Raw genomic sequence first — 26,839 nt, 5'->3', positions numbered from 1 at the left:
TACGTTTAGTTAGAGAAATGGTTTCGTAATTTTAACTTAGGCTAAGGAAGCTACCAATTCTTCAGCCTTTGCCAATGCTTCGTTTAGCTTAGAAGCATCTTTACCGCCGGCTTGCGCCATATCTGGACGCCCGCCACCGCCGCCGCCGCAAACCGCTGCGATTTCTTTAACGAGTTTACCAGCGTGGAAACCTTTCTTCACAAGGTCTTGCGGTACAGATACTACAAAGTTCACCTTATCATCCATCGCCGCACCTAATACAAGCACTGCATCCGGAAGCTTGGATTTCAATTCATCCGCTGTAGAACGCAAAGCATCCATATTACCTGCTTGAACAGCAACAGCCAGGAGCTGCGTACCTGCACCAACTGTCTTCACACTGCTTGTAAGTTCAGCAGCAAAAGTAGCGCTCAGCTTGGATTGCAGAGATTCATTCTCACGTGAAAGCTCACGCACCTGGTTATGCAGCGCTTCGATCCGTTTCGGAACGTCATTCAGAGAAGACTTGAGAAGGCCTGCTGATTGTTTGAGCAAATCTAGCTGGCTTTCAGTGAACTGGTAAGCGTAACGTCCGGTAACTGCCTCGATGCGGCGCACTCCGGATCCAATGCCACTTTCGCTAAGCAGCTTGAAAATTCCGATTTGCGACGTGTTGGATACATGACAACCACCGCAAAGCTCAAGACTGTAATCGCCCACTTGAACGACACGGACGATATTACCGTATTTTTCACCAAAGAGCGCCATTGCTCCCATTGCTTTAGCTTCATCAATCGGCTTGTTCTCAATCACTACATCTAGACCGCGCCAGATTTGTGCATTTACGCGATGTTCGATATCGCTCAGTTCTTCTGGAGTAATCGCTCCAAAATGGGAGAAGTCAAACCGCAAACGAGCACCTTCCACTAAAGATCCCGCTTGATTAACATGCCCGCCAAGAACTTCTTTAAGCGCTTTGTGCAATAAATGGGTAGCTGTGTGGTTCTTCACGATATCTTCACGCTCTGCACGATCCACTTCCGCGCGAACGGATTCGCCCACTTTCAATTCTCCCGCTTCCACAGTTACCAAATGTACGTGTTGGCCGTGCGGCGCTTTAAAGAGTCCTTTTACCTTAGCCGTAACTGAACTCCCAGTAAGCACACCGGTGTCACTTACTTGTCCGCCGCTCTCAGCATAGAACGGTGTTGCTTCAAGAATAACTTGGCATTCTGCGCCTTCGCCGGCGACATCTACCAATTCATCACCCACAACAATAGCCAGGATTTTCGACTCTGTTACCGAGTCATTATATCCAACAAATTCACTTTTAACCGTCAGGTCTGCTAGTGCGCCTCCCTGAATCTTCATGCTGCCGCCATCATGACGTGCAGCTCTTGCACGGTCACGTTGCTCCTGCATAGCCGCATCAAAACCTTCACGGTCTACAGTTAATCCTTGCTCCGCTGCGAAATCTTCGGTCAAGTCAAATGGGAATCCATAAGTATCATATAACTTAAATGCATCGGCTCCAGCAATATTGCTGAGACCCTCTGCTTTTGCTTTAGCACTGATCTCACCCAAAATAGCCAATCCGTCAGACAATGTTTCGTGGAAACGTTCTTCTTCAGTACGAATAATCTTTGCGATATATTCGCGGTTGTCCACAACGGATGGATAGTAGACACCCATAATTTCGCCAACGGTTTCAGTCAGCTCATACAGGAATGGACGATCCAGACCCAAGGTCTTTCCGTACCGAACAGCACGGCGAAGCAAACGGCGGATAATATAACCGCGTCCTTCATTAGAAGGAAGTACTCCATCCCCTACTGCAAAAGTAACGGTACGCACATGGTCAGCGATTACTTTAAGCGCGATATCCTGCTCAACGTTATCTTTATAAGTTACACCCGCGAGTTGTGCTGTCTTTTGAATAATAGGTTGGAACAAATCAGTGTCGAAGTTGGAATCTACATCCTGTAGAATGGATGCAAAACGCTCCAAACCAGCACCTGTATCAATGTTTTTATTCGGAAGCGGCGTATAGCTGCCATCCTTGTTATGGTTGAATTGTGAGAACACCAGGTTCCATACTTCTAACCAGCGTTCATTTTCTCCACCTGGATACATTTCCGGATCGCTCATATCACTGCCGTAAGCTTCACCGCGGTCATAAAAGATTTCCGAGCAAGGACCGCACGGGCCTTCGCCAATATCCCAGAAATTATCGTCGCCTAGCTTAATGATGCGTTCAGCAGGCAGGCCAACCTTTTCATTCCACAGCTTAAATGCCTCTTCATCCTCTGCGTACACCGTTACAGAAATACGTTCCGGGTCAAAGCCGATCCACTCTTTGCCGGTTAGGAACTCCCAAGCCCATGTGATAGCTTCTTCTTTGAAATAATCGCCGATGGAGAAGTTACCCAGCATCTCGAAAAATGTATGGTGACGGCGTGTCTTACCCACATTCTCGATATCATTGGTACGAATACATTTTTGTGAGTTAGTCAGGCGCGGATTTTCTGGAACCTCCCGGCCATCGAAGTATACTTTCAAAGGTGCCATACCCGCATTGATCCACAGAAGCGAAGGATCGTTGTGAGGAACGAGGGACGCACTTGGTTCAATCTTGTGACCTTTACTTTCAAAAAACTTAAGCCATTTGGAACGAATTTCACTTGCTTTCATAATTTACAGCTCCCGTCTCATCTTTTTACTTCGGCATTTACACCGGAAATTACAAAATACCTAAAAAATAAAAACAAAAAAACGCCCCTGAATAATTCAGGGACGATTAATATCGCGGTACCACCCTGGTTATCGCCTTGACCCCACTAATGGGACAATTGCAGACGATCGCCTTGTCGCGGCTGATAACGGGCGCCCCCGGTGAGCATTGATCTCACACTCCGAAATTAGCTTTCCACCGGCCTGTCTTCAAGGTTCTCACAGCCATTACGAAACGTTTCGTAAAGGAACCTTTTCTCTGATCAAGCCATCCTCCGGTGTACTTCATTTTCATCAACGATTTGTCCGATTTGCATTTTAACATTTCAAGTATAGCCAGTGCCCTTGCTTCTGTCAATCTGGGGATGGGCGAATGTGAAGAATAACACATGATTTTTGTAACAGTAAACTTGGCCTCAAAAAGGATATAGTGAAATCTAAGGTTAATTTGGAATATTTTGTATTCAGGAGGACTGCCGTTGATGCTTCACTCCAAGGAGTTCAATCCATCATCGATTTTTGAAGCAAAGCCTACACACTACCTTTTTATAGCGAGCCTGATTTTTATTCATATTATCTTTACTCTTGCGGTTAATCTTATCCTTTTTGAGCATGGATATTTAAGTTTTATCGCCAAAAACACAAACCACTGGATCAATGAAACGTTAGCCGCCAATCTAGTTGGGCTTCTCTTAGAAGTAATTATTTTTTTGATTCTGATAGCTAAAGTTTCGCCCCGGGATTTTGGGTTAAAAATAGAAAAATTACGAGCCGGACTGCTGGGTACCTTTCTGTTTTGGCTCGCTATAAATATAGTAGATTTGTGTATGGTACACCTGAATCACTCAGAGCTAACACTTAACAATGCTATCTTCAGCCATTCAAATTTAGTTTTCGGTGAAATTCTAGGTCAAATCTTCGGAAATGCTTTATTGGAAGAAATCTTATTTCGCGGCTTCCTGCTCGTTCAAATCTATTTATGCTTAAAAAAAATCAACAACAAGACTACACGGATGATCTCGGCAATGCTGATTTCACAATCGATCTTTGCTGCCATACATATCCCAAACCGGATTTACTCAGGATTAGTTGGAATGGAGTTTGTTTATGATTTTATCATGCTTCTAATTCTAGGAGTTATATTCGCTCTACTCTATATCTTAACCAAAAATCTATTTTTCGTGATCGGCGTTCACTCATTAATGAATATTCAGATAGTGTTTTGGAATAGCAATTTCACGTATACGGCAACTTTATTATGTGTGTTATTACTGACCTGTCTTTTGCTTTGTATAAAAAGGAAAGAGTTTCGCGCGCAGCAACATCAGGCGGAGATGGAGCTCTGATAATTAGAACTTTAATTACTCACAAAAAGAAGTTCCACCCTTTAAGCTGGAGGAACCTCTTTCATTATTATATTATTTCTATTAATTCGCACCCTCTGCAATAGCCTTATAAGCAGCTAAATCCGTATAAACTTCCTCTTTAAGCGGATTGCGTTTATGCTTGATAATTTTATAGAAATGATAACCAAACACTGCAATATTAGCAGCTAAAGATAATGCACTTACTACCCACAGAGCGGTTTCACTATGAGAGGATTGTACAGAGAACTTTGACTCGCCAACAAACGCCGGGAATGACATCGTAAACATCATCCAAATCGCCAAAGTCTGTGCACGATGCTGCAGCCATGCCCCTTTTTTGAAGAAGAACGCCGGGATGGTACAAGAAATCAACAATGCTGCACCTGCATAGAAGGAATGGTCAGAAACTGCATTATATACATAGGCAAAGTTCCAAATGTCATAAGCAATGATCCAGAACCAAAGCTGGTCAGGCCACAACATATCTTTACTCTTATCTTTACTGATCACAATTCCCATCCAACCAGAAATCGTAATAATGTTCAGAATACCTGCGATCCCGTTCATAATGTTCCAAGGACCACCTACCATCATTACGCCATCCACCATACCTTGCAAGCTGTACACTTGGAAATCACGAATAACTGCTTCAAGAATGTTAACTGCAAGGATAATAGCCGGGAACATTAATATATATTTATTTTTGTCCCATCCTTTAACATAACGGATAGCCATAAACCCTATACATCCTGCCAAAGCAGAATATACTTTTACCCAGTGAAACCATGTTCCGGTACTAGAGCCTTCGCCTGCCGTATTCGGCCAGACCGCTATGGTAAGAACAATAGGGACAACTATAAACAGAATGATTGAGAACCACTTGCTCTTCCGTGCGATTTCATTTACAAACATTAATCCTGCTAGTACTACTAACCACATTAGCGCAGAGTACCAGGGAATCGATTCGAATAAAAACATGTTTTACTCCTCCTTGTAGTTTGGTGTATATAATCTGTGTCTCAGGTCCAATATAGTACATCCCTCTTTGAACGATCAAATCGCTTAAAACGTTGATTTATCAGTGTTTTTTTAGTTTCATTTCAAGTTGAGTTTACACAACCATAGCACTAGGATTCGCCAAAGTTTCTACCTTTCTTCTGAGCAATCTATTAGAATGCATGTCTACAGAACTATATACTGCAAACCTAACTTGAATGTAAAAAAAACCTTGTCGACAAATTTCTTTGTGGACAAGGTTCCTCTTTACTATTATTTAAAAGAATCGTTCAACCAAGTGTTTCGCATATACAATACAATTCTCAAGTGTAGGGAAGTTCATGATTTCTCCAGCTAAATAGATATTGTTGTTCCCCTGCATCTGATCAACCCGTTCATAAAACCCCTCATGTAGCGCATTAGAATCCACATGAGGGAAATGCTTCCAACGCTTCATCATATACAGTCGAATGCTCTCTCCGCCCAGCTCGCGAAGTTTATTTTCTACCGTCTCTCGCATTTCCAGATCAGTCATAGCTTCATTCTCTGCTACATAAACCGTAACTAGATCCGTAGTTCCCATATCTGCCCACCGATAGTACCATGCCATCATATGCCCTTTACGTTCAGGGTACATATTCCGGGGGATATAGCCAGAAAGCTCCGGCAGCCCTTTCACTCTGTAGGCATATACCCTAAACCATTCATACGTTATACTCGCTAATAAGGTTTTGTCCTCACTGGACAGGCTAACTGTATCGCCCATTTGCTCTAAAGCTGCTGTATAAATGACCTTGTCAAAATAAAAGATGTCCTGACTCGTCTCTACTCGAACCTGTCCATCTTGTTCTTGCTCCATAAAAAGCACTTCACAAGTCAGGCGGAGATCGTTCACTTGGTCGGCCATTCGTCTTATCAGTTCAGTAACACCCTTAGGCCAGGTTATCATATGAGTAATTTCAATAAACGACAACAGATTATCATAGCTTAGAAATTTCAACACATATGCAGCGGGCACATTATGGATACTACCAAATCCAAAAGTATTAAAATAATGCATGTAGACCTGTTCAAGGACAGACAGCTTATTCTCTGCACACCACTGTGAAAATGGCTGACATAAATCTGGTGGTAAGTGAAGAAATCCCGGTTCTTGGAGAGACTCATAGCGTTTTAGAATATCCGGCAGTCGTTTGAATTCTTGTGTAAACGCCTCTATCTGCTCCATGGGAATCTGTGAAGTTTTTCTCCCATTATTATCAAAAAATCCACGTTCTAACAAGGGTCCCCTATCCATAAGATCAAAATCTCTCATTAAATCCATCGTATGTTTATAGGTAGGCAGGCCGATTAGCGTCCCCATTTCATAACTTTTTCCTTTGTACTCAATAGAATGACACTTTCCTCCTACTCTGTCCGACTTCTCCATGAGGGTAATGTGGGTATATCCTTTTTTCGCTAATTCGTAAGCAGCTGTAACCCCAGAAATCCCTGCACCGATGATCCCAATTCGGTCTTTATTCTTCGTGTTTGTCATCATCCGTTATCTCCTTGTAAATAACCATAATGGCAAAGTTTCTCGTTGTCCCGTATAGGCAAGTGCGACATCCGATGGTATTTTACCTTGATTAGGCCCATCTGTAATTTGCCTGCTGAAGTTGTAGGTTCTCAAGTATTCATGTAAGCGCTTTTCTAAAATTTCAAAAGAATCTATCGTATCATCTACCCAAGCCTGCTGGTAGAATTCTTTGGTCAACACCGCCGCAAATTGCTGCAAGGGCTGAAATATCTCTGTTTGGTCTACCGTTATAGCTACTTGATTAATATTGTTCTTATGTAAAAATTCACTATATTTATGTTTTCCTCTGTCCCAGTTCGTAATGAATTCACGGCTTTTGTTCGTAACCAGATTATCGATATGAAAATCTAATGTCTTCATCAATGGGAGAACTTTCAGATGCATAAAATCTATAAAATGAATGGTAGACTTACGATTGTATAGCTTAACTAGACCTAGTCTGGAGTAGGCATCATAAATTACATATTGATATACCTTTCCGACCCTCGGGAAAACTCCCAAATAGCTGATACTCTGCTGACACATATACCCGGGATGAGCATTTATCGGATTCTTCATCTTATAATCTAGTGTTCTCCGTTTCTCTTTAAATCCTTTAGTGAGAGTGGATTGTGCGCCATCCCTCTTCTTTGCTTTGATTTGATTGGCGTAAGCTTCACGCTCTATTCGTTTATTTAGTCCGTTTCGACGTAGTACATTATAAATACCCGATTCCCCTATTTGCATACCTTCATCTTGCAGTTCATAAAAGATGCGTCTAGGCCCATCCTCAGGAAATCTGGCGACGTACTGCAAAATCAATCTTTCCGTTTTCTTATCTACTTTATTAGGCATTACCGGCTTTTTTTTCTTCTCCCCAAGTCCATCCATTCCATGTTGTTGATAAGCTTTAGACCACTTATAATAGATCGTCCGGGAAATGCCAAACTCCTTACAGGTTTCGCTCACATTCTTGCTGATGGCCCCTTGCATGAGGATATGATATTTGCTGTTTGCATTCACCTATTTGCACCCCTCCTATCTTTATTTTATACATAGTTAACGTTTAATTCATTACTATTCTAAAAAAAATGGGAGAACGCTCAAAGCGTCTCACCATTCCGAACAAAATGCGTTATGTATTTCCCTGCGGAAATCTCCAAGCAATTTAGTCGTTGGCCATATGCGCAGCCACCATCTATGCCAATTTTATCTCCAAGTGGACTAAACCAAATTTCTTCTGAATCATGCAGATCCATCGTCGAAGTATGACCGAAAACAACCGTTTTGTTAGTGCTAACTACCGGATTCTTATAAAAGGGTTCTCTAATCCAGATAAAATCATAAGGGTCCTGGTGCTTCCAATCCTCTATTAATGGATTAATGCCCGCATGAACAAAAATATGTTCTTCCGTCTCATGATAAAGCGGCAATGTGCTTAGAAAGTCTATATGATGTCTATAGTCCCGCCTAATTTTTTCTTTTAGCTGCATATAATCCTTCCAGCCAAAATCCTCCTGCAAACCTTCGGAGCCCGCCTCACAATAACTCATCAGCGTATGAAATCCGCCATTAGTAAGCCAATGGGTATCCAATTTATCATCTTCGCCGGTGAGCGCATCGCAAGCCATTTTATCGTGATTTCCTTTGAGAACTATAGCTCCACATTCTTGCTGCAGAGTCATCACTTGCTCCACAATTCCTTTACTGTCCAGCCCTCTATCCACATAATCTCCCATCAAGATAAGCTTATCCTCCGCTGGGCGATAATTCACTTTTGATAACAGTGCATTGAATTCTACATAACTTCCGTGAATGTCACTAATTGCTAATATTCTGATGATAATCGCTCCTTGCTCTAAGATGCAAAAAAAGATGTTCCCGCGGGTGTGCAGGAATATCTTTTGATGTTGGGCTTTTTATACTGATTCTATAACTAATGACTCTTCATCCGACTGTGGAAAAAAATGACGGCTTCTGACCTCATGCACCGCTTCTTGAAAACGATCGCACAAAAAGATCAGCTGGTCGATCTCTTCCTTACCGACCTTTTGCGTGATTTCACTCAAAATACCGGAATAGGATGCCATCTGCCTGCTATAAATCTGCTCTCCAAGCTCACTCAGACAGATATATACGACCCGACGATCTGTATCGGATGTTGTACGTACTACGTAACCTTTTTCCTCCAAAGTATTTGCCATTTGCGTGGCAGTAGGTCTACTTATCTGGAGCAGGTCACTTAATTTAGAAATCATAACTCCCCGGTGCTGTTTGTCGCCTTCAGTGGCTTTCTTTTGCTTCATTACAGTGTGAATGACGTACATCATAACAAACTCTCTATACGATACTACATCAATCGAGTAGGGGCGAGCAGTCAGACGCTTTATATTTTCAAGGGCTATGATAAGCTTCTGCTCTTGATTGTCATGGGTATCCATAGGGCACCTCCAATATACCTCAATCTAATTAGATTACTTACCTATTCCAAAAAAATCAAGTCAAATTGGAATTCTCTTTAAATTAAAATTTAATAATTAACCTGTTGTGCTAATTGATGAATTTGTGTATTATACATAAATGATAGTTTGGCTACCTAATTATTACGACATGAATTCCCAAACTACAATATATAGAAGTTAAAGGAGAGGAACTGCTCTGGAGCATCTCACTCTGAAAAAGAAAGTTACAATTATGATTGCTTTAATGGCGGCTATGTTTTTCGCAGCAATCAACCAGACGATTGTGGGTACAGCAATGCCCCGAATTATTGCGATGCTTGGAGGCATTGAACATTATACCTGGGTAATTACCATCTATATGCTCACCTCAACCATTGCTACCGTACTTGTCGGTAAGTTATCCGATATTTACGGAAGAAAGCCCTTCCTGTTATCAGGGATTGTCATTTTTATTATAGGTGCTTTCCTATCCGGATTGTCGACCAACATTTTTCAAATGATCACTTATCGCGGGATACAAGGTCTAGGCGGCGGGATTCTAATGTCGGCTACCGTAACCGCTGTAGGTGATTTGTTCGCTCCAAGAGAGAGAGCCAAGTGGACTGGAATTATGATGGCGATATTTGGTTTCTCCAGCGTAATTGGTCCTACCCTTGGCGGATTCATGGTAGATCACATGGCTTGGAAATGGATCTTCTGGATCTTCTTACCTTTCGGTATCGTGGCCTTCTTTATGATTTTGAAAATGTTCCCTAAAACAACGCGTTCTACATCTGAGTCCATTGACTATTTAGGCTCCATTTTCCTTTCCCTGACCATCGTTGCGCTCTTGCTCGGCTTTTCATGGGCAGGAACAAAATATGACTGGGGTTCTCCGGAGATTCTCGGCTTGTTTGGTGCTTCCATTCTGGGTCTGATTATCCTGATTCTGATTGAGCGTAAAGCTAAGAGCCCCGTATTGCCATTATCCTTATTTAAAAACTCCATCGTATCCATCTCAATGATTGTCGGTTTCCTGATGAATGCCGGTATGATGGGCGCAATGATCTACCTGCCCTTCTTTGTGCAAGGGGTAGAGGGCGTCTCCCCAACTAAATCTGGTTTTATCAATATGCCAATGTCACTTACTATGATTGTACTAAGTACTTTAGTGGGAAGATGGATCTCCAAAACAGGAAAATATAAACGTTATGCTCTAATGGGGATGCCATTCATGGTTGTAGCCATGATATTAATGGCCTTTATGAGTAACATTGCTACGGCTGTAGTCAGCATGATTATCTTCGGGGTTGGGTTAGGACTATCGATGCCCGTATTTACACTAACCGTACAAAATGCTGTTGCTCCTTCAATGCTAGGTGTTGCTACTGCTACAAATACTTTATTCCGTAATTTAGGTGGAACCATAGGTATTGCCATCATGGGTACCATTATGAACTCCTCATTAACGAAAAAATTAGAGGCAGCGGTATCTTCAGGCAAAGGTCCGGATTTATCCAAACTCGATCCTGAATCCGCTAAACAGCTTTCTGCCTTTATGAATCCTCAAATGTTGCTAGATCAACCTAAACTAAAGGAATTGCATGCAACATTGCCAGAGCAAATCCAGCCGCTCTTCAATCAATTGATTGAGATGCTGCGGAACGCACTGAGCGATTCCCTGACAGTTGTGTTCTTAAGTGGTACGGCGCTGTTAGTTATCGCAGCACTGCTCGTTCTGTTCCTTAAAGAGATTCCATTACGTAGTGGAGAGAAAAAAATGGAGGCACACGCAGAGGATAAAACCGGGAGTAAAAAACTCGAAAAATCTGTGCCTGCTGCACATTAATCACAAATAACCTTACATTAGAGATGTCCGTAAACAGCTTAGGCTGTGCGGCATCTCTTTTTGATAAGAAGGGCTAGGATTCGTTTGATTGATCATTCAATTCTTCGAAGTAAACGTAAACTCCGTTTAACAGCTCCATTAACGTATCCGTCTGTTCTTTGCCCATGTAATCAATCATACCTTTAAAGGTATTCCGGGATTTCGTTACGGCCATCTCAGCCAGATGCTCCCCTTTTTCCGTAAGCGTGATCTCACTAACTCGGCGATCCTGTGCATCGGAAGTACGCACCACATATCCTTGTGCAATCAGACTATTGAGCATTTGGGTAACCGTAGGAGAGGTGACTTTCAAAAACTTGCTAATCTCCGAAACCGTCTGTCCCTTCTTCCCTTCCCGTTCTTTACCAAGCTTTAAAGAAACCAACATCCGGACCTCACTTGGCTTCAAGCCCCAAATCGTAGTTTTACGCCAGTTCATTCTAGCAAATTGTTGGAAAGCCTCCATTAATCCATCCACATTCTGATATTTCTCTTCGTTCATCAGTACACCCCATAAAATCATTTAACACTAAGTATAGCCTAATATGACTTAAAAAAGAATTGATAGATGTCAGATTACCCATTTTCAAAAAATAACTAATGGGATGTATAATATAATAATCATCCTAAATTGAAAGTGGGTATTAATTTGACCTTTTCTTACTCTACCTATGACGCTCTAGGACTTGCTTCACTTGTCAAAGCACGTGAAATTTCACCTCGTGAGCTGGTCGAAGCCGCCTTTGCTCGGTTAGATGAGGTCAATCCAGTCATAAATGCGGTGGTGCGCACCCGCCGGGAAGCTGCTCTTAGAGAAGCCGACGAGATGCCTGTTCAGGATAACACTCGGCCGTTTGCTGGCGTTCCGTTTCTATTAAAGGATATTTCCCAATCTATCGCTGGCGAGCCCATCACTTGTGGGGCTATGCTGATGAAGAACAATGTCGCGCGGTGGGATTCAAATTATGTTGCACGGATTAGGAAAGCCGGCTTCATTCCACTTGGCCATACGAACACACCAGAGTTCGGCTTAAAAAACATTACAGAGAATGTCCTCCATGGACCTGCTCGTAATCCTTGGAATCTCGAATATTCTCCTGGAGGTTCGAGTGGCGGAGCCGCGGCAGCTGTTGCTTCTGGTATCGTTCCAGTAGCAGGAGCCAGTGATGGTGGTGGGTCCATCCGTATTCCCGCCTCATTCACAGGCTTATTCGGACTTAAACCCACGCGCGGGCGCACACCAGTAGGACCCGGAGTCGGCCGTCAATGGCAAGGGGCTTCTATTGATTTTGCCTTAACCCGGTCCGTTCGCGATAGCGCTGCTATGTTAGATCTGCTGCAGGTTGTGCAGCCAGAAGCCGCCTTCCAGACTCCGTTATATCCGGGCGTATATCTGGATGATCTGTTTAAGCCTACGCAACGTAAACTACGAATTGGATTTACGACTGCTTCCCCAGTAGGTACGCCTGTCTCTGAAGAGGCCGTAAATGCTGTTCTCAAAACCGTGAAATGGCTCGAAGCTGAAGGACATGCGGTTGAAGAAACAGAAAGTCCTGTGAATGGCACAAGACTGATGGAGAACTACTATACGATGAATGCCGGAGAGGTAGCAGCCATGTTCGTCTCCCTGGAGAGAAATATGGGACGTTCCATAACTGCTGACGATGTCGATATCATTACGTGGGTTCTTGGTGAGACCGGAAAAAATGTTTCAGCGGCCGAATTCGTACATAGTCTGGATGAATGGGACGTTGCAGCCGCCCAAATGGCGGAACTGTTTAATCATTACGACTTATATATAACACCTACGAATGCAAACTCCGCTCCCAAAATTGGTGAATTAACGCATAAACCTGCAGAGATAGCAAAGCTGCTGCACGTAAACGAATTGCCAAAAGAAGAACAGAGCCGCTTAATTTACGAGATGTTTGAGCCAAGCCTAACCTATACACCGTTCACCCAGCTCGCAAATCTGACAGGCCAGCCAGCAATGAGTGTGCCCGTCCATAAGTCAGCAACTGGCCTGCCGCTAGGCGTTCAAGTCATGGCGAACAAAGGCCGTGAAGATTTGCTGCTTCAGCTTGCTGCCCAGCTTGAACAATCCGCTCTTTGGGTCGGCATGAATGGGAATCCGCTGTTGACCTGATCAATTAAGGGTGATGTTCACGTAGCTCAAGCTCCCCTTACTCTTTCCCGCAAATGCCATAGAAGAAAATATGGATGGCTTCCTCGATGAAGGCATCCATATCTTCCTGTTTGCTAGCTTCGTCTAGAAGTTCACCCGCATTACGCATATACATCCCCATTAGTGAAAGTATCCCTTTGGTGGATACTTTATTTGAGATTTCTCCCCGGGCTTTCCCATCCTCAACCATCTTCACCAGCACCGGCAAAATGTCATTCGCATATCGTTCCTCAATATAACGGAACATTTCTTGATCCTCAACCATAAGCTCCTTCACAGTCGCGGGAGATAAACCGCTGTAAGTTTGCCTTTCCATGGTTAGAATGTAACCAATAATCTCCTTTAGAGAATGCTCTTGATAAATGTAATCTTCAAACTCCTGAATTTCCTTCTGAACAAAGTCCTTAAAAGACTCACTAAGCAGCGCTTCCTTACTGCCAAAATAATTATAAATCGTCACCTGAGAGACCCCTGCTTCTTTCGCAATATCAGCGATCCGTAGACGTTTCGGTTCCCAGTTCTTGAGCATCTCCATGGTAGTTTTCATAATTTTGAATTTAATCTGTGCTGCTCTCTTCTCAAATCCATTCATAGCTTCCACCCTAACTTCGTTATTAAGTATGCGTATTTAAATTTAATGAAATATTCCATTTCAATTATTTCATAATTATATTGACTTCATTAACCACTAGGAATAATATAACATATGAAATATTCAATTCATATTAGTTCATTATTTTGCGGCGGGGGTGGCGGCATGCTGGTTGTAGAAGGCTTAACTAAACGATTTTCGAATGGCAAAGGAATCGAAGATGTAACATTTACCGTAAACAAAGGCGAGGTTTTTGGATTTCTAGGTCCTAATGGCGCGGGTAAATCGACAACTATACGGCATATCATGGGTTTTATGAAACCAGATCAAGGGCATGCGAGTATCCATGGGCTTGATGTATGGAAGGCACAAGGGACAGTCCAGAAGCATATTGGCTACTTACCCGGTGAAATTAACTTTTTTGATGGGATGACGGGCCTTTCTTTCCTTAAATTCATGTCAGCCATGCAGGGAATCAAAAATACTACCAAACGCGAGCAGCTGATTGAACGCTTGCAATTTGATGCCACAACTCCGATCCGAAAAATGTCAAAGGGAATGAAGCAAAAGGTCGGAATCGTCGCTGCTTTTATGCACAGTCCTGAAGTTATTATTCTGGATGAACCTACCTCGGGTCTCGACCCGCTCATGCAAAAGGTATTTATTGATCTGGTACTGGAGGAAAAATCAGCCGGAACTACCTTTCTCATGTCCTCACACAGCTTTCAGGAAATTGAACGCACCTGTGACCGCGCCGCAATTATTAAAGACGGACGGATTATCACCGTAAAAAATATTCATGAACTGCAATCGATGCAACGGAAGCTGTTTGAGGTCATTTTTGCGAATAGTGAAGATGCAGTGAATTTTGCCGCCTCCGGCCTACAAGTGGAAGCTCATGAGGGAAATAGGGTCCGCATAGCTGTGCAGGGCAATTATGACCGATTCATCCGCGAAACTGGAAAATACAATGTCCGCAGCATCGACGTATTCACGCAGAATCTGGAGGACATCTTCATGGACTATTATGACCGCGAGGGGGCAGTGCAATGAATCTTCCGCTCTATAAGGAAATGATGCGAGTGAACCTGAAAGGAATATTGAATTACGCCTTTGGTTCTGCCTTCTATATTCTGTTTATGATCTGGCTTTATCCTGGGATTGCGGGGAGTACACAAGCAATTGATGACCTTATTAAGGCGATGCCAGAGGGTGTGGGTAAAGCCTTTGGATTAAATAGCGGATTTACCAGTGCTGAAGCTTTTATCTCCGGAGAATATTATGGACTTATACTAGTTCTGATTCTTTCCATAGTTTGTGTGCAAATGTCAACGCAGCTTATGGCTCGACTCGTGGATCGCGGTTCCATGGCTTATCTGCTCATAGCCCCAACTACACGGAGAAAAGTCGCTACCACGCAGGCACTTGTTCTCACTACAGCATTACTCTTAATTATGGGTGTAACCACCCTCGCCGGATTATTAGGTAAAGCATGGTTCCTTGGCAGTGAATATGACTTTAACAGCGGTCGCTTCGCTCAGCTGAATACCGTGGCGTTTTTATTGTTTTTTGCGGTAGGCGGCCTTACCTTTCTCGTGTCCTCTGTATGTAATGACGAGAAAAAAGCGCTCGGAATTTCCGGCGCCATCGCCTTCGGATTTTTCACTCTGGATCTACTCGGTAAAATAAGCGACAAACTGGAAGGGCTGCGTTTCCTAACCTTATTCTCCTTCTATCAACCCGGGGAAATCGTTCAGGGCAACGTGGAGATTATTCAGGTCTCCAGTTGGCTGCTGTTGATCGGAGTGCTCACCTTTTCCTTGGGAGTAGAGCTGTTCAGAAGACGGGATCTTCCATTATAAGAGTACCTCATTTGATCAACTCGCTTTTACGCGTTCCCGAAGCAACTATCGGACACAGTTGACCTTAAATGCAACTTTATCACAAATTTGCGTACCTAACGGACCCTAAAGTCGTTATTGGCTTGAAGATCAGCAAAAACGAACCTTTTCTAAAGGAATAGCTGCACTGGGGTCCGCAACCTTACTCAAATGACTAAAAAATTGCAAATAGCGTCAGCTGAGTCCTTAAGCCTCAGGAGGGTTACAACTATGACTCTTATAAAAAACAACAGAGCAGTGTTTCTCCACCTCTGGGAGAATCATTGCTCTGTTGTTTTATGCGACAAATCCCTTTTTATTTCGTATCCGGTCTAGGTACACCAAAGTTTGGCGTTCCATCTTCATTCCACTGGATTACTTGCACACGTGCGTGACGATTCGGATCGTAAAGCGGATCTCCGACAATTTCCTTATAGCTTCTAGCATGGAAAACAAGGATATCCTGTGTGCCATCCTCAGAGACAGTGAAGCTATTATGTCCCGGACCATATTGGCCGTTTTCCTCAGAAGTCGTAAACACAGGTTCAGGTGTCTTGACCCAAGATTTTGGATCCATTAAATCACTATTCTCATCAGCAGTCAATAATCCCATACAATAGTTGTGATCTGTTGCACTAGCTGAGAATGTCATGAAAATACGTCCATTACGCTTAAGGATTGCCGCGCCTTCGTTCACCAAAAATCCGATTTTTTCCCAATCGTATTCAGGAGTAGTGATGCACACCTGCTCACCTTTTAGTGTCCAAGGGTTCTCCATTTCGGAAATATAAATATTTGAATTGCCAGGGATAGCAGGATCTTTTTGTGCCCAAACGTAATATCTAACTCCTTTATGCTCAAAAGTTGTTGCATCCAAGGCAAAAGATTCCCATTTTGTTTTTATTTGACCCTTTTCCACCCATTCACCTTCTAAAGGATTTGCGGATGGGTTTTCTAACGCAAACATGCGATGATCAAATAAACCGTCTTTCGTATCAGAGGTATGTGCAGCTGCATAATATACGTACCATTTTCCATCAATATAATGAATCTCTGGCGCCCAAATATTAGCACTCATCAAACCCGTTTCATGCTTAACCCAAATGGTCTTTCCTTCAGCCTCAGCCAATCCTTGAATGGATTCAGAACGGCGAAGCTCAATTCTATCGAACTCTGGAACTGAAGCTATGAAATAGTAGTAACCATCAGTATGTTTATAGATCCAAGGATCTGCTCGTTGCTCAACTAGTGGATTTTTTACATTAAATTCTCTCACAATGACAACTCCTATATTTATCTCTTTTTTTATATTTGCAGGTCACCAAAACACACCCTTCCTTATAAGAAGTCAAGGTGTATTTAAGTTTAAGTTCATTCGATCTAACCTTTGATACCCGAATTCAGGTTGATGGATTGAACGAAGTATTTTTGTGCAAAAACGAATAGCAGCAATGTTGGAATAATCGCCATGATTGCCGAGCCCATTAATTGTCCGATCATACGATAGTTTCCGTAGATGTCTTGCAATAAGAGCAAACCAGCGGTAATTGGCATTTTGTCTACGTCTGTGTACACGATAACCGGCCAGAGGAAGTCATTCCAAGATCCAGTAAAGGAGAACAATCCGCAAACAATTAGTATTGGTTTAACTAACGGCAATATAATTTGCGCGAAAATTCTAAAGTCACTTGCACCATCAACTTTAGCCGATTCATCTAATTCTTTTGGGATACCGTTCATAAACTGTCTGACCAAGAAGATATTACCCATACCCGCAAGACCAGGGATAATCATAGCCCAGGAAGTGTTCACCCAACCAAAGGAGTCAATGATTTTATACGAAGGAATCAAGTTAACAACACCCGGGAAGAAGGAGATCCCCAGCAAAGTAAAGAACAATGTGTCTCTTCCTTTAAACTTAATACGGGTGTAACCAAAACCTGTAATCGAAATAACAATAACAACCAGAATGGTGTGAGATGTAGCAATAAACAATGAGTTACCTAACCAACGTAGAATTGGAGCTGTAGAAGTATTGTTTAGGATCGTAACGTAGTTCTCAAAGACCCACTCTTTAGGAAATAGTCTAAAGCCCGAGGATACTACTTCCGTTTGTGATCTAAATGAGGTGGAAATCCCGAATATAACAGGAATGATCCAAATCACACATAGGATACCTAGAAATATATAGGATATATATTTTGAAATACTTACACTGGAGGAGCCTTTTATTTTGCCTGTTGTATTTACAACTGGATTTACTGCCTGGTTTGACATTTTAGTACACCTACCTTTTCCATTTCCTTGTTAGTCAATTAGTTTCTGCGAACCCTATGAAGCATTTCGGTTCATTACATAATATTGCAGTGCTGAGATCACCAAAATAACTAATCCCAGTAAAACTGCCATAGCTGATGCCATCCCGGCGATGGATTCACCGTTACCGAAAGCTAATTGACGAATATACATCATTAGAACGTGTGTACTTTGTCGAGGTCCACCATCGGTCATCATTAACGGTTGGCCGAATACATTAAAGGCACCCGCAGTTGTCATAACAAAGGTATAAATTAATGGAAAACGAATAGATGGCAAGGTAATACTGGTGAATCTTTTAATTGAACCCGCACCATCGAGCTCCGCTGATTCATATAACTCTTGAGCCACGCCACTTAAGGAAGCACGATAGATAATCATGTTGCCCCCAATACCACCCCATAAAGTAATTACAATGATAATAATCCACGCATAGGGTTGATTTGCAGGCCAAGCAATTTGTGATCCAAACAGATTACCAGTGATCCCTAGTTGCTTATTAAAGATCAACAGCCAAATCAGTGCTGCCGCAGAAATTGAAATCAAGCCAGGAATATAAAGAATAGATTGAATTAAGCTCTTCATTTTAACTTTTTTATGTTCCAACGCCACCGCGACCATTAATGGAATAATAATCAGCAACGGAACAGACATAGCAACGAAAATCAATGTGTTTTTTAGGCCTCTGAAAAATTGAGTATGAAAGGTTGATCCGCCGTCAAAAAGAATAGCTTTATAGTTATCAAAGCCTACCCATACCGGATCACTCATTAAATTCCATTTTGTAAATGAAGCATAAATCCCATAAATCGTTGGCAATAAAATGAAGACAGCAAACAAAATGACATGCGGACCTACAAAGAAAGCAGGTGCCCAATTGATTTTCTTTTTCATAGGAATTCATTTCTCCTTTTGCACAAAGTAATGCACCATAACATGGCACATTACTTCGTACAATCTATTCTATTTTGCTTTATTTTGCTGCACTGCTGCTTTCCGCAATTTTATCTTCAACAAATTTTTGCATCGTTGCCAAAGTCTCATCAATATCAACGTTGCCACGAACGATATCCGCACAGTAAGTATCTACAGCTTCCGCAATGTATGGGTAGTATTCATATGTGTAAATGTAAAGGGATTCGATTTCTTTTTCATCAGATGTAAAGAAGGATTGCATATAGTCTTTGTACTCAGGGCTTTGGTTAACTACGTTACTAGCTACGTTTTGTCCAGCTTTTGCCCATTCCATCGAATTCGTACGAACATATTCCAAGAAGTTAGCAATACCTACTTCTTTTTCGTCTGTTCTCTTATCATTTTTCAACATAGCGAACAAGTGAGAAGAAGATCTGTTGGTGAATTTGTCAGGAGTAGGAGAATAAACATTGGTCACGCCAAAGTTCAAACCTTCAACCCCAGCATGTGCTGTAGAACTCCAAGTTCCGTCTGTCGAGAAAAGTACATTTTGAGATTGGAACATCAAGTAACCGTCTTCACCAAATGGAGTCATAAGGCCAGCATCGGCGATTTTCTTAACATTTTCAAACGCTTGTTTAAAGACAGGGGTGTTAACAGCCGGTTTTCCATCAACTTGGATATCGCCGCCCAAATCTTGAATTTGAGCCAAGATAACCCAGCCCAGCAAAGCATCATTAACTACGTAATCGCCTTCATCCAATTTACCTTGTAAGGAAAGCATTTCATCAATAGTAACAACGTTATCATCCAAGAAAGATTCAGCATTATACTTTTTCAGCAAATCTTTATTGTAATACATTACGTTACTATGAATATCAAGAGGAACTGTGTATTGAGTTCCATCGATATTACCAGTGTTCCAAGCTTGTGGTAAGTAATTTTCAGCTTTCAGTTCAGGTTGTGCTGGCAATACGGTATCTTGCATGGATTCCAGTACACCTTGTTTAACAAATCCAGGAACACGGTCAGCATGGATAATTGCTAAATCAGGAACACCTTTGCTAGATGCCAAAACTGTAGAAATCTTTGTGTACATATCAGCCGTAATAACATGTTTTACTTTAATTTCGGGATTCGTTGCATTGTAGTTTTTAACAATTTGATCCATATAAGCACCGTCATCACCGGTCAGCGGTGTCCAGAACGTAATCGTCTTACTATCATCTTTACCACCGCATCCTGCCAAAACTGTCGATAATGTTAGAACCGTTGCTAATAAAACTCCAAATTTCTTTTTCATTACTCTCTCCCCCTGCAGCTGTAATGTTAAGATAACCATTCATGTTCACTTTCTTTGAAAACGATTAACTTGAGATTAGTATACATTCATTGTGAAAGCGTAGTCAATAACATTTAAATAAACTTAACAGAATTTTTTTTCGTTTAATTAACCTTTTGATTCATCTCTCGGAGATGAAAGCGATATTATATTTACTTCGGTTACCTTTCATGTTACTTTATATATAGATTAATAAACTTTACAGTATATGAAATAACTTTGAAAGAAGTGGGTAAAATGCAGTTGGAAATCGACAAATCCTCTCTTGTTGTTTACGAAGCTTTAGCGAGTGAAGTACGCATCAAAATTATTCAGTTGCTCTCCAAAAATAAGATGAACATCAAAGATTTGGCAGAAGAACTTAAAATAAGCAGTCCTATCGTTACCAAACACATTAAAAAACTAGAAGATGCAGGGCTCATAAAAACGGAAAAGGTGCCTGGTAAATCAGGAATGCAAAAAATCTCAATCCTTAGGGTGGATCATATTGAGATTAACTTCCCGAAGAAAATCTTTCACTCCTTTGCCTCCTACGAGACATCAGTGCCGATTGGTCATTATACCGATTATGATCTGAAACCTACTTGCGGACTTGCTACGGATAAGGAGTTTATCGGCAGAGTAGACGAACCTAAGTATTTCATGGATTCTAAAAGAGTGGACGCAGAGATTCTCTGGTTCACTCAAGGTTATGTGCAATATAATATCGCTAATTTCCTAAAAAAAGAGGAAACCCTACAGCAATTTGAAATTAGCTTGGAGCTTTCTTCCGAATTCCCCTTTGCTAATGACGTATGGCCTTCAGACATCACCTTTTCTTTGAATGGCTTGGAATTAGGGACTTGGACGAGCCCCGGGGATTTCGCTGATGCTAGAGGTAAATTCACACCGGAATGGTGGCCACACAATATCAATCAATACGGATTGCTAAAAACGATTAGAATTACAAACCACAATGGAACTTACATTGACGGTGACCCGCTGTCTCAGGTTTCGATTGAGGATTTAGATACGACTTGTGACCGTTGGACCTTTCGGATCGAAGTGAAGGAAGATGCAAAGCATGTAGGAGGAGCAACGATTTTCGGAAAAAAATTCGGAAACCATGATCAAGATATCATTTTCAAATTGTACTATCTGTAAATTTTTCTTTTATGTTCTAAGCAAAACTGGTTCTTTTTGCGGGGGTGAACAACTAATTAGCTATTCTTCCTTAGCTCCCCCCCACCCGTTATGCCCTACCCCCTCTCTTTATCCATGCTGATATATCCCGCCTAGTCATCCATTCACCAAATTTCACTCTTATCCACTTCAGCATTAATCACCAGTAGTTAAATCATTTTCCTCTTATTTGAAATTATAATTTATAAAAATATAAAAAGATTCACAGATTTATAAATTTCTATTTGACTATTTGCTGATATCATGCTTAAAATGAGAGCATTATAAAACGTTTTTCTTGTTATGGTTTAGTAATACATAAATTAAAACCATTTTCATATACGAAAGCGTTTTTTTAGTAGCTATTTATGTAAGCGTTTTACATTTTTTTCAGTAAAGAAGGGAGGAATTGGAAAAATACGCGTGTACAAGCTCTACATCACTAGAATCGGAGGATCATACATTTGAGAAAAACTACTGGTAAACTAACCGCTTCCCTGCTTGCACTCACTCTATTAGTGCCTGCTCCATTAATTTCTGCAGCTTCTGCAAGCGATTCCAAATCAGTCGCATTATCCACTCAGCAACAAATCGCCGATTATTCCGGCCACTGGGCACAGAAGGATTTTCAATCTTGGGTAGATAAGGGCTTGATTCTGGGTTACGGAAACGGAATATATAAGCCAAATCAAGAAATCAACCGTGCAGAGTGGGTTACTCTGGTTAATCGGGTCTTTAATTTGCAGGAAAAAGCCGAAATTGGCTTCACGGATGTTTCCACGACAGGTGCTTACTACAGCGATATCCAAAAAGCAACCGCTGCAGGATATGTGACAGGATACAGCGATGGCACCTTCCGACCCGCACAGCAAGTAAGTCGTCAAGAAGCTGCAGTAATGTTATACAGACTGTTCCAACTCAACTCATCTGTTGGCACTTCTGCACCAAAGGATGCTGCTGATTTGCCAGAATGGAGCCAAGAAGCAGTATTGTCTTTACTTGGTGAAGGTTATCTGCAAGGCTACACTGACGGCAGCTTTAAAGGAACTCAGGCTGTAACAAGAGCGGAAGCACTGCGCATGATTGAGAAGCTGGGCGGAGAAATCACACCTAAGAGCGGAAGCTATTCGGGGATTAACACTCGGAATATGGTTATCAGCAGCCCAGGCGTAGAGTTGAAAAACTCCACAATCTCAGGGAATCTCTACCTTACCGAAGGTATTGCTGAGGGCGATATCACACTGAATAATGTCACTGTTAAGGGAAAAGTATTCGTTGCCGGTGGCGGTGAGAACAGTGTCGTACTAAGCGACTCCAATGCTGCTGAAATGGTAGTAGATAAGCATAACGGCAAGCTGCGCGTCGTTACTAGAGGCACAAGTGCTGTACCAAACGTACGCGTACATTCCAGTGTAATACTAGAGGAAGATGCATTAACGGGGGCAGGTTTCAGCCGGGTTATTGTTGAGAATACGCTGCCTAAGGATTCCATCCTCAAGCTGAGAGGAAGCTTTGATTCCGTTGAGCTTCAAGCGTTGGGAGAGCCTACACTCCATCTGACAGCAGGCAGTATTGCTGAAGTTACACTGAAGCAAAAAGCCAAGCTGCGTGTAGAGGCAGGTACGGAAATCAAGAATCTAATCCTTGGTTTCAACGATATCCTAACCATCCAAGGCACGGGTAAGGTTATCTTTGATAGCAAGTACAGTCAGCTAATCCATTTTGAAACACCAACTCCAACGGCTACGGCAACCACTGGTACTGGTGGATCTAACAGCGGTTCTGTTGCTACATCAGCTCCGGAAGTTACAGCTACTCCGGCTCCAACTGCTACACCAGATCCAACGGCTACACCAAATCCGACGGCTACACCAAATCCAACTGCTACACCAGATCCAACGGCTACACCAAATCCGACGGCTACACCAAATCCGACGGCTACACCAAATCCGACGGCTACACCAAATCCGACGGCTACACCAAATCCGACGGCTACACCTAGTCCGACGGCTACACCTAGTCCGGGAGCAACTGCACCAGCACTCACCAATGTCTCGGTACATGATCCATCGGTGGTAGTGGATAATGGAACTTATTATGTATTTGGCTCCCATATCGATGCGGCCAAATCAGATGATCTGATGAACTGGACACAGTTCACTAATGGTTATACAACACCGGGCAACGTGATTTTTGGTGATCTGTCCAAGAATCTGGCAGAATCCTTTAAATGGGCTGGCGAGAACGATTCGGACAGTAAAGGCGGATTCTCCATCTGGGCACCGGACGTATTCTGGAATAACGATTATAAGAACGCTGATGGAACAACTGGCGCTTATATGATGTATTACAGCGCTTCTTCTACTTATATCCGTTCGGCGATTGGCTACGCCACTTCGCAAAATATCGAAGGGCCTTATACTTATGGAAATACCGTAATTTATTCCGGTTTCACCAAGGAAGAGGCTTATGACAGTGACAGTAAAGTAAATAAGAAATGGGACAATACAAATATCAAGGACCTTATCGACAATGGAACGCTGGAAGGTGTCAATCCAGATTGGTTTAATGCAGGTGGTTTGTACCAAAACAAAACCTATACAAATGCAATTGACCCAACTATTTTCTACGACAAAGACAACAAGCTTTGGATGACTTATGGTTCATGGTCAGGTGGTATATTCATTCTGGAGATTGATCCAGCTACCGGAGAACCTAAATATCCAGGCAAAGATGGAAAGACCGCTGATGGACGTCTTATCGACCGCTATTTCGGAACCCATATTTCTGGCGGAATGACCAAATCGGGTGAAGGTCCGTATATCGTTTACGACAAGGATACTGGTTACTACTTCTTGTATGTAACTTACGGTGGACTTGACTCCAAAGGCGGTTACAGCATGCGGCAGTTCCGTTCAACAAATCCGGACGGCCCTTATACGGATGCAGCAGGACAGAATGCTGTTCTAACTACCGATGGTGACAACACACCATATGGTAATAAGCTATTAGGAAACTTCATGTTTACAAATCAAAATGCAGACCCGAATTTCCAAACGTATGGTTATGTGTCCTCAGGACATAACTCGGTACAATATGATGATGAAACGGGTAAAATATTTAACTTCTTCCACACTCGTTTCCCACTCCGTGGTGAAACACATGAACTTCGTGTGCATCAAATGTTCACTAACGAAGATGGCTGGCCAGTAACTGCCGTACATCGTTACACGGGTGAAACTATTGGGGCTGTAGCACGGGATAATGTTGTCGGCTCTTATCAGTTCGTTAACCACGGCAAAGATGTTTCAGGCATCATCAAACCTACAGTAGATATCGAGCTGAAAAGTGACGGAACGATCGCTGGATCGTTAACCGGAACTTGGGAATTGAAGGATGAGTACTTCGCTCATTTGCTTATTAACGAAACGGAAAATGGAAACACCGTACAACATCTCTACAAAGGTGTATTTGTGAAGCAATGGGATTCCTCACGCCAACAGCATGTTATGACGTTCACCGCAATGTCAGATCAAGGAATCACTATCTGGGGCAGCCAGATGGAATCGATGAGCGTTGAGCAGATTTTGAACAATATTGCTGCAGGCTTGAGTATTGGTGACACAAGAAAAATATACGATGACATCACCCTCCCTACGGAAGGCTTGCGCGGAGCAGAAATTTCATGGTCCTCTTCCAATGAGGCTGTAATTGGTAACAATGGTAAGGTTACTCGTCCTGAACTTGGACTTGGAAACGCTACAGTTGAACTGACTGCTACAATTAAGCTGGGCGAAGTCGCAGTAACTAAAACCTTCACCGCCGTTGTTATGGAAAAAAAGAGCACGCAACTGGAAGACGGCTTAGTAGCTGCCTTTGACTTTGATGGCGACCTTGCAGAAAATGGTGATCGTACAGCTGACGGCATAGTCACCGGAAATCTGATCAACAACACTGAGGATGGAGACATCACTTTTGAGGCTGGTAAAGACGGTCAGGCAGCCAAGTTTGATGGCAAATCCGGTGTTCGTCTACCTGACGGATTAATTCAAAGTAGCGCATACTCGGTAGGGATGTGGCTGAATCCATCCGAATTAAAAGCTTTTACTCCTGTATTCTTCGGTGCTAAAACCGAAACGAACTGGTTCAGTCTCCTGCCTTATGGAAACGGTGGAGCAACCACTAGACTCTGGTTCGGTAGCGAGACTTGGCTGGATGCTGATACAGGCTTACAAATTCCAGTTAACCAGTGGACGCATGTAGCCTTCACTTACAATGCTGGAACAGTCAATATGTATGTAAATGGTGTATTGAAATCCTCCGGAAAAGGATTCACAGATATTTTTGATACAGAAGACGGCGTATTTGCTCTTGGTGTGAACTATTGGGATGCACCCTACAAAGGTTTGGTTGATAAATTCCGCGTGTATGATAGAGCATTGTCTGCGGAAGCTGTTGGCTGGCTTGTAAACGGTGAGCCTGATACGAACATCAAAGTAAGTAATATTTCATTCAGTGAAGCTGTTAAATCAGTAGCTGTAGGAAATACTTTCACCCCTCAAGTAAGTGTGCTTCCGACCAATGCCGGAAATAAGGCGCTAACTTGGAGCTCTAGCGATTCCAGCGTAGTGGCTGTTGACGCAGCGAGCGGAATAGTAACAGCACTAACTGTCGGTGGCCAAGCTGTAATTACTGCAACAGCGACTGATGGAAGCGAAGTTTCAGCCAGCTACACAGTAAATGTAACTGATGGAAAAGTAGCTCATTATGCTTTTGATGGCGACCTGGATGACTCCTTCCAATTGAACGGAAAAGGCGAAGTTACAGGAGCAAAAGTAGATAGCCCAACAGTAGGCAATATCACATACGGTAACGGTGTCCTCGGTCAAGCTGCAATATTCAACGGTACCTCCGGTATCCGTTTGCCTGATGGATTAATTGACAGCAATACCTACACCGTATCTATGTGGCTAAACCCTGAACAACTTACAGATGCAACAACTACTTTCTTCGGCGCTGCCACTAAAAATAGCTGGATTAGCTTCGTTCCTCAGAACGGTGGCGGTAAAACGTTGTTATGGTCCGGAGAAGCTTGGTATGATGCTATTTCTGCCATGAAGATTCCAGTAAATACATGGACACATGTTGCGTTTACGGTCAGCAATGGAACCGTAAAAGTTTACCTCAACGGAGTAGAGCAGTTCTCTGGTGAGGGCTTCCCGAATGTCTTTAAGAATAAGAATGGTGTTTTCGCTCTAGGCGTCAACTATTGGGATGCACCATTTCAGGGTATGATTGATGAACTGAAGATTTACAGCAGAGCGCTCAAGTCAGATGAAGTACAGGCAGAGTATAGCTCGAACGTAGATTAAGCAAGACTTGATTTGAAAAGAGAGAGCGGAGCCACAGGCTCCGTTCTTTTTTTAAAGTCCCATATTGTAAAAAAAGTATTTAACTAATATAATCATTAACTATACGTCCGAGATAAA

Annotated in this window: 19 protein-coding genes; 7 read left to right on the top strand and 12 right to left on the bottom strand. The window is 42.4% G+C overall.

Features of this window, described 5'->3' with window-relative positions:
* Positions 1 to 36: 36 nt before the first annotated feature.
* Complete coding sequence (gene alaS / locus MKZ16_RS08115) at positions 37 to 2,670, bottom strand: alanine--tRNA ligase (RefSeq protein WP_076104917.1); 2,634 nt, start codon at positions 2,668 to 2,670, stop codon at positions 37 to 39.
* 521 nt (positions 2,671 to 3,191) lie between these two features.
* Here alaS and MKZ16_RS08110 point away from each other — a divergent pair.
* Positions 3,192 to 4,055 carry a type II CAAX endopeptidase family protein gene (locus MKZ16_RS08110; protein WP_076104916.1) on the top strand — a complete coding sequence of 288 codons (864 nt, stop codon included), beginning with the start codon at positions 3,192 to 3,194 and terminating at the stop codon, positions 4,053 to 4,055.
* Positions 4,056 to 4,136: 81 nt separating this feature from the next.
* Here MKZ16_RS08110 and MKZ16_RS08105 read toward each other — a convergent pair whose 3' ends face one another.
* The 5 genes from MKZ16_RS08105 to MKZ16_RS08085 form a co-directional block, all read right to left on the bottom strand.
* Positions 4,137 to 5,054: a DUF5692 family protein gene (locus MKZ16_RS08105; protein WP_036675614.1), complete on the bottom strand. Its 918-nt coding sequence runs from the start codon at positions 5,052 to 5,054 to the stop codon at positions 4,137 to 4,139.
* 295 nt (positions 5,055 to 5,349) lie between these two features.
* Positions 5,350 to 6,612, bottom strand: a complete 1,263-nt coding sequence (locus MKZ16_RS08100) for an FAD-dependent oxidoreductase (protein ID WP_081384073.1) — start codon at positions 6,610 to 6,612, stop codon at positions 5,350 to 5,352.
* A 3-nt stretch (positions 6,613 to 6,615) separates the two neighbouring features.
* On the bottom strand, positions 6,616 to 7,653 hold the full coding sequence (locus MKZ16_RS08095) for a helix-turn-helix domain-containing protein (RefSeq protein ID WP_076104914.1): 1,038 nt from the start codon (positions 7,651 to 7,653) through the stop codon (positions 6,616 to 6,618).
* A gap of 80 nt (positions 7,654 to 7,733) precedes the next feature.
* The gene (locus MKZ16_RS08090) at positions 7,734 to 8,465 is read right to left on the bottom strand and encodes a metallophosphoesterase family protein (protein WP_305953734.1); all 732 of its coding nucleotides are present in this window, start codon (positions 8,463 to 8,465) and stop codon (positions 7,734 to 7,736) included.
* A gap of 84 nt (positions 8,466 to 8,549) precedes the next feature.
* Positions 8,550 to 9,071 carry a MarR family transcriptional regulator gene (locus tag MKZ16_RS08085; protein WP_076104912.1) on the bottom strand — a complete coding sequence of 174 codons (522 nt, stop codon included), beginning with the start codon at positions 9,069 to 9,071 and terminating at the stop codon, positions 8,550 to 8,552.
* 253 nt (positions 9,072 to 9,324) lie between these two features.
* On the opposite strand from MKZ16_RS08085, the gene MKZ16_RS08080 reads away from it, so the two are divergent.
* Complete coding sequence (locus MKZ16_RS08080) at positions 9,325 to 10,920, top strand: MDR family MFS transporter (RefSeq protein WP_063829770.1); 1,596 nt, start codon at positions 9,325 to 9,327, stop codon at positions 10,918 to 10,920.
* A 73-nt stretch (positions 10,921 to 10,993) separates the two neighbouring features.
* Here MKZ16_RS08080 and MKZ16_RS08075 read toward each other — a convergent pair whose 3' ends face one another.
* A complete protein-coding gene (locus tag MKZ16_RS08075; protein ID WP_036675630.1) occupies positions 10,994 to 11,461 on the bottom strand; it encodes a MarR family transcriptional regulator in 468 nt (155 codons plus the stop codon).
* 141 nt (positions 11,462 to 11,602) lie between these two features.
* Between MKZ16_RS08075 and MKZ16_RS08070 the strand changes: the two genes are divergently transcribed.
* Entirely contained in the window at positions 11,603 to 13,105 is a 1,503-nt protein-coding gene (locus MKZ16_RS08070; RefSeq protein WP_076104938.1) for an amidase, read from the top strand.
* Positions 13,106 to 13,142: 37 nt separating this feature from the next.
* On the opposite strand, the gene MKZ16_RS08065 is transcribed toward MKZ16_RS08070, so the two are convergent.
* The gene (locus tag MKZ16_RS08065; protein WP_339815554.1) at positions 13,143 to 13,691 is read right to left on the bottom strand and encodes a TetR/AcrR family transcriptional regulator; all 549 of its coding nucleotides are present in this window, start codon (positions 13,689 to 13,691) and stop codon (positions 13,143 to 13,145) included.
* A gap of 210 nt (positions 13,692 to 13,901) precedes the next feature.
* Between MKZ16_RS08065 and MKZ16_RS08060 the strand changes: the two genes are divergently transcribed.
* Together MKZ16_RS08060 and MKZ16_RS08055 are read left to right on the top strand one after the other, a co-directional pair.
* Positions 13,902 to 14,789: an ABC transporter ATP-binding protein gene (locus MKZ16_RS08060; protein ID WP_076104910.1), complete on the top strand. Its 888-nt coding sequence runs from the start codon at positions 13,902 to 13,904 to the stop codon at positions 14,787 to 14,789.
* On the top strand, positions 14,786 to 15,598 hold the full coding sequence (locus MKZ16_RS08055) for an ABC transporter permease subunit (RefSeq protein WP_036675636.1): 813 nt from the start codon (positions 14,786 to 14,788) through the stop codon (positions 15,596 to 15,598). Before MKZ16_RS08060 ends, MKZ16_RS08055 begins: the two co-directional genes overlap by 4 nt.
* Before the next feature lie 334 nt (positions 15,599 to 15,932).
* Here the strand turns inward: MKZ16_RS08055 and MKZ16_RS08050 are convergent, their stop codons facing one another.
* The 4 genes from MKZ16_RS08050 to MKZ16_RS08035 form a co-directional block, all read right to left on the bottom strand.
* Positions 15,933 to 16,892, bottom strand: coding sequence for a family 43 glycosylhydrolase (locus MKZ16_RS08050; RefSeq protein WP_038569499.1), 960 nt, complete (start codon positions 16,890 to 16,892; stop codon positions 15,933 to 15,935).
* 104 nt (positions 16,893 to 16,996) lie between these two features.
* Positions 16,997 to 17,893 (bottom strand): carbohydrate ABC transporter permease, encoded by an 897-nt coding sequence (locus MKZ16_RS08045; RefSeq protein WP_036675639.1) that lies wholly within the window; start codon positions 17,891 to 17,893, stop codon positions 16,997 to 16,999.
* A gap of 54 nt (positions 17,894 to 17,947) precedes the next feature.
* Positions 17,948 to 18,826, bottom strand: a complete 879-nt coding sequence (locus MKZ16_RS08040) for a sugar ABC transporter permease (RefSeq protein WP_038569498.1) — start codon at positions 18,824 to 18,826, stop codon at positions 17,948 to 17,950.
* Between the two features lie 79 nt (positions 18,827 to 18,905).
* Complete coding sequence (locus tag MKZ16_RS08035) at positions 18,906 to 20,150, bottom strand: extracellular solute-binding protein (RefSeq protein WP_036675642.1); 1,245 nt, start codon at positions 20,148 to 20,150, stop codon at positions 18,906 to 18,908.
* Between the two features lie 276 nt (positions 20,151 to 20,426).
* Between MKZ16_RS08035 and MKZ16_RS08030 the strand changes: the two genes are divergently transcribed.
* Both MKZ16_RS08030 and MKZ16_RS08025 read left to right on the top strand, forming a co-directional pair.
* Positions 20,427 to 21,332 carry an ArsR family transcriptional regulator gene (locus MKZ16_RS08030; protein WP_036675644.1) on the top strand — a complete coding sequence of 302 codons (906 nt, stop codon included), beginning with the start codon at positions 20,427 to 20,429 and terminating at the stop codon, positions 21,330 to 21,332.
* 482 nt (positions 21,333 to 21,814) lie between these two features.
* Positions 21,815 to 26,722 (top strand): LamG-like jellyroll fold domain-containing protein, encoded by a 4,908-nt coding sequence (locus tag MKZ16_RS08025; RefSeq protein WP_339815551.1) that lies wholly within the window; start codon positions 21,815 to 21,817, stop codon positions 26,720 to 26,722.
* Positions 26,723 to 26,839 lie beyond the last annotated feature (117 nt).

The organism is Paenibacillus sp. FSL R5-0928 (genome assembly GCF_037970385.1).
Lineage (GTDB): Bacteria > Bacillota > Bacilli > Paenibacillales > Paenibacillaceae > Paenibacillus_AQ > Paenibacillus_AQ odorifer.
The sequence above is the reverse complement of the archived record's forward strand: the minus strand, read 5'-3'. Positions and strand labels throughout refer to the sequence as shown.